General features: G+C 72.7%; 4 protein-coding genes. 3 read left to right on the plus strand and 1 reads right to left on the minus strand.

The window, feature by feature from the left end:
- The first annotated feature begins 13 nt into the window (after positions 1-13).
- Positions 14-1804, plus strand: a complete 1791-nt coding sequence (locus tag FNQ90_RS12205) for a 3-hydroxyacyl-CoA dehydrogenase family protein (protein WP_228471074.1) — start codon at positions 14-16, stop codon at positions 1802-1804.
- A 10-nt stretch (positions 1805-1814) separates the two neighbouring features.
- Entirely contained in the window at positions 1815-2615 is an 801-nt protein-coding gene (locus tag FNQ90_RS12210) for a TetR family transcriptional regulator (protein ID WP_143621041.1), read from the plus strand.
- A gap of 114 nt (positions 2616-2729) precedes the next feature.
- Here FNQ90_RS12210 and FNQ90_RS12215 read toward each other — a convergent pair whose 3' ends face one another.
- Positions 2730-3089 carry a DoxX family protein gene (locus FNQ90_RS12215; protein WP_182606396.1) on the minus strand — a complete coding sequence of 120 codons (360 nt, stop codon included), beginning with the start codon at positions 3087-3089 and terminating at the stop codon, positions 2730-2732.
- A gap of 607 nt (positions 3090-3696) precedes the next feature.
- Between FNQ90_RS12215 and ccrA the strand changes: the two genes are divergently transcribed.
- Positions 3697-5037: a crotonyl-CoA carboxylase/reductase gene (gene ccrA, locus FNQ90_RS12220; protein ID WP_182606397.1), complete on the plus strand. Its 1341-nt coding sequence runs from the start codon at positions 3697-3699 to the stop codon at positions 5035-5037.
- Positions 5038-5089: the final 52 nt, after the last annotated feature.

A 5089-nucleotide genomic window follows, 5' to 3' on the forward strand; every position in this document is an offset into this window, starting at 1 on the left:
AACCCACCCCCCGCTGCCGGTGGTCGCCGTCGTCGGTCTGGGCACGATGGGCACCGGCATCGCCGAGGTCCTGCTGCGCTCCGGGCGCGAGGTCATCGGCGTGGACATCGACCCGGCCGCCGTCGAGCGCGCCGGCGAGCGTCTGCGGGGCTCCGCCGCCCGCGCGGTCGAGCGGCAGCGGATCACCGAGCAGCAGCGCCGCGACCTCCTCTCCCGGTTCCGCGCCGGCACCGACCTCGCCGACGCGGCTCCGGCCGATCTGGTGATCGAGGTGGTGCCCGAGGACTACGAGCTGAAGCTGTCGGTGCTCACCGCGCTGGACTCCCTCGTGCGCCCGGACACCGTCCTGGCCACCGGCACCAACGCCCTGCCCGTCACCCGGCTGGCCGCCGAGACCGCCCGTCCCGAGCGCGTGGTGGGTCTGCACTTCTTCCACCCGGTGCCCGCGATGCGACTGGTCGAGGTGGTCTCCTCGGTGCTGACCTCGCCGGACGCCGTCGAGCGGGTCACCGAACTCGCCCGGGACCTGGGCAAGGAACCCGTCCCGGCCGGGGACCGCCCCGGTTTCATCGCCGACGGCCTGCTGTTCGGCTACCTCAACCGGGCCGCCGCGATGTACGAGGCGCGGTACGCCACCCGCGAGGACATCGACGCCGCGATGCGACTGGGCTGCGGCCTGCCCATGGGACCACTGGAGTTGCTCGATCTGATCGGGATCGACACCGCGCGGGCGGTCCTGGAGGCGATGTACGAGCGCTCCCGGGACCGGCTGCACGCCCCGACCCCCATCCTGGGCCAACTCGCCGAGGCCGGGATGACCGGCCGCAAGGCGGGGCGCGGCTTCTACACCTACTCCGGCACCGGTTCCGACGCCGAGGTGATCCCCGACCCGCCGACCGAGGGCGGGGACGCCGGGGCCGAGGGGCGCCCCGCCGGGGCCCGGCCGGTGGAGACCGTCGGCGTGGTCGGCTCCGGGACGATGGCCTCGGGCATCGCCGAGGTCTTCGCGAAGGCCGGCTTCCCCGTGATCCTGGTCGCCCGCAGCGAGGAGAAGGCGAACGCCGCGCGGGGGCGGATCGCCAAGTCCCTCGGCCGCTCGGTGACGAAGGGACGGATGTCGGCCGAGGACCGGGACGCCGCGCTCTCCCGGATCGTGCCCACCGACACGCTCGAATCGCTGGCCGACGTGGACCTCGCCGTCGAGGCGATCGCCGAGGACCTGACGATCAAACAGGACCTCTTCCGCACCCTGGACAAGGTCTGTCGTCCCGGAGCCGTGCTGGCCACCACGACCTCCTCGCTGCCGGTGGTGGCCTGTGCCCGCGCCACCACTCGTCCGCGGGATGTCATCGGGATGCACTTCTTCAACCCGGCGCCGGCGATGAAGCTGGTGGAGGTGGTGCGCACGGTCCTGACGGGGGACGAGGCGCACGCCACCGTCCACGAGGTCTGCTCCCGGATCCGCAAGCACCCGGTGGACTGCGGCGACCGGGCCGGCTTCATCGTGAACGCGCTGCTGTTCCCCTACCTGAACGACGCGGTGAAGATGGTCCAGGAGCACTACGCCACCCCGGACGCCGTGGACACGGCGATGAAGCTGGGCGGCGGCTACCCGATGGGCCCCTTCGAACTGCTGGACGTGGTGGGGCTGGACGTCTCGCTGGCCATCGAGGAGACGCTGCACCGGGAGTTCCGCGATCCCTCGCTGGCGCCGGCGCCGCTGCTGCGGCAACTGGTGGAGGCGGGTTGCCTGGGGCGGAAGACCGGCCGCGGCTTCCGGGAATACACCCGGGCGGCGTCCTGAGGGCGGGCGGATGGGCTACGTTCGGCTCATGGCCCAGCCCGTGAAGTCCGTGTCACCCGATGCCCGCGCGCCGCAGGCGCCGGCCGCCGCCTCCCAGCGCCTGAAGGTGCGGCGGCGGCTGGCCGCGGCGGCGATGGAGCTCTTCGCGACCAAGGGTTACGCCGCCACCACGGTGGACGAGATCGCCGCGGCGGCGGGTGTCGCGCGACGGACGTTTTTCCGCCACTTCCGCTCCAAGGAGGAGGCGATCTTCCCCGACCACGACGACACCCTGGAGCGGGCGCGGGCGGTCCTGGAGGCCGCCCCCGCCCGGGAGAACCCGATCGACACCGTCTGTCGGGGGATCAAGGAGGTCATGCGGATGTACGCGGCCTCCCCCGCGGTGTCGGTGGAGCGTTACCAGCTGACCCGCGAGGTGCCGGCGCTGCGGGAGCGGGAGATCGCCTCGGTCGCCCGGTACGAGCGGCTGTTCACCCGCTACCTGCTGGAGCAGTTCGACGAGTCGGCGCACCGGGAGGGCAGCGCCGGGGACGAGCCGCTGCTGGCCGAGGTCGCCGCCTCGGCGGTGGTCACGGCCCACAACCACGTGCTGCGGCGGTGGCTGCGCAGTGGGGGCCAGGGGGACGTGGAGGGCGATCTGGACCGGGCGTTCGCCGTGGTCCGACGGACCTTCGGCAGCCTGCCGGTGGCCGCCGGCGGTGAGCCCGGCGGGGCCTCGCCGGCGCCCGGGGTGGTGGTGGCGGTGGCGCACACCGACGCGCCGCTGCCGGAGGTCATGCGCTCCATCGAGGAGGCCCTGCGGCGGCGTTGACCGGCTCCCGTCGGCAGGTCGCCGGCGGCCGACGCCGGAGCGGGTGGGAACCGGTGGCAGCCGCGCCCCGACACTCGGTGCCGGCACTCCGTGCCGGCACCGGCCGGTTCCCGGTCATCCCCGTCCGGAACCCCGATCGGGGCGGGCGGCGTGCAGCGCCCACAGCACCAGCGGCACCTGAGCGGGCACCCGGGCCCGGGCGATGCCCGCCCACGGTGCCGGACGGCGACTCCAATCCCGGGCCATTTTCACGTTGGCGGGCCACACGGCGACCAGGAGGGCCGCCGTCGCCGCGGCGCTCGCGCGGCGGGTTCGCGGGGTCAGCAGGCCGGCGGCCAGGGCGAGTTCGGCGGCCCCGCTGATCCGGGTCCAGTCGCGGGGGCGGCCGGGCAGGGACCGGGGCACGATGGCGTCGAAAGGCCGGGGAACGGCGAAGTGCAGCACGCCCGCCGTGCCGAGCAGACCGGCCAACATCCGGGCGGAATTCCGGGGATCGGACCATCCGGCGGATCGCTTCGGTCCCGACGCTCGGGCCATGGCGGGGTCTCCTGTCGCGGGCCGGGCCGCGGACGGCCCGGAACGGTGCTCCCGGCGGATGTTACCCACGAGTCACCCCGGAGCCAAGGACCCCGCTCGCCCCGATGGGGGGATCCGGGGAGCCAATGGTTCGCTCATGTGCGACCGGCTGATGACTTTTGAGCGAAATATTTGGCACTCAGTGCCTTGCGGGCCGGCACGCTGTGCCATAACGTGAGGTGCACCGGGACGTGGTCCCACCGTTCAACGGAACGTTCCCGGCCGCCTGCGTCACAGGCACCAGCGCGACCGCGCGAGCCACAGCACCATCGCCGCCGGACCGACGGCACCGCACCATCCGGTCACGACACCGCACCCCGCACCCGACCCCGTGTCGCCGGTGCCCGCGACCGTCCCCCGGGACACCGCGGCACCGGCGGACCGGCCCCCGCACCACCGAGCACCACCGACGTCCCGACCGCACCCGGTCGACGACGCCGGACCCCGTCGTGGCACTCGTCGTCCCCCCGCGTCCCCGTGACGCGCACCCGTCGGAGGCAACACCGTGAAGCAGATCCTGGACGCGATCAGCGCACCGGAGAGCACCAGCGAGGACTTCGCCCACCTGGCCCTGCCCGAGTCCTACCGCGCGATCACCGTGCACAAGGACGAGGTCGACATGTTCGAGGGCCTGACCACCCGGGAGAAGGACCCCCGCAAGTCACTGCACCTGGACGAGGTGCCGCTGCCCGAACTCGGCCCCGGCGAGGCGCTGGTGGCGGTCATGGCCAGCGCCGTGAACTACAACTCGGTGTGGACCTCGATCTTCGAGCCGGTCTCCACCTTCGCCTTCCTCGAGCGCTACGGGAAGCTCTCGCCGCTGGCCAAGCGGCACGACCTGCCGTACCACGTCATCGGCTCCGACCTGGCCGGCGTGGTGCTGCGCACCGGCGCGGGCGTCAACGCCTGGAAGCCCGGCGACGAGGTCGTCGCGCACTGCCTGTCGGTGGAGCTGGAATCCCCCGACGGCCACGACGACACCATGCTCGACCCCGAACAGCGCATCTGGGGTTTCGAGACCAACTTCGGCGGCATGGCCGAGATCGCCCTGGTGAAGACCAATCAGCTGATGCCCAAGCCGAAGCACCTCACCTGGGAGGAGGCCGCCTCCCCCGGCCTGGTCAACTCCACCGCCTACCGGCAGCTGGTCTCCCGCAACGGCGCCGGGATGAAGCAGGGCGACAACGTCCTGATCTGGGGCGCCAGCGGGGGCCTGGGCTCCTACGCCACCCAGTTCGCCCTCGCCGGTGGCGCCAACCCCATCTGCGTGGTCTCCTCCCCGCAGAAGGCCGAGATCTGCCGCCGGATGGGCGCCGAGGCGATCATCGACCGCAACGCCGAGGACTACCGGTTCTGGAAGGACGAGCACACCCAGGACCCGAGGGAGTGGAAGCGCTTCGGCAAGCGCATCCGCGAGTTGACCGGCGGCGAGGACGTGGACATCGTCTTCGAGCACCCCGGCCGGGAGACGTTCGGCGCCAGCGTCTACGTCACCCGCAAGGGCGGCACCATCGTCACCTGCGCCTCCACCTCCGGCTACATGCACTCCTACGACAACCGCTACCTGTGGATGTCGCTCAAGCGCATCGTCGGCTCCCACTTCGCCAACTACCGCGAGGCGTGGGAGGCCAACCGGTTGATCGCCAAGGGGAAGATCCACCCCACCGTCTCGCGCAGCTACTCCCTGGAGGAGGCCGGCCAGGCCGCCCACGACGTGCACCGCAACGTGCACCAGGGCAAGGTCGGCGTGCTGTGCCTGGCACCCCGCGAGGGCCTGGGCGTCACCGACCCCGAGCTGCGCGCGAAGCACATCGACGCGATCAACCTCTTCCGCGGCGAGGGGTGAGGGGCACCACCATGAGCCGCACCGGTCCCCCGCCCTCCCCGGGCTCGGATAC

Origin of the sequence: Streptomyces alkaliphilus (assembly GCF_014141535.1) — a bacterium.
Lineage (GTDB): Bacteria > Actinomycetota > Actinomycetes > Streptomycetales > Streptomycetaceae > Streptomyces > Streptomyces alkaliphilus.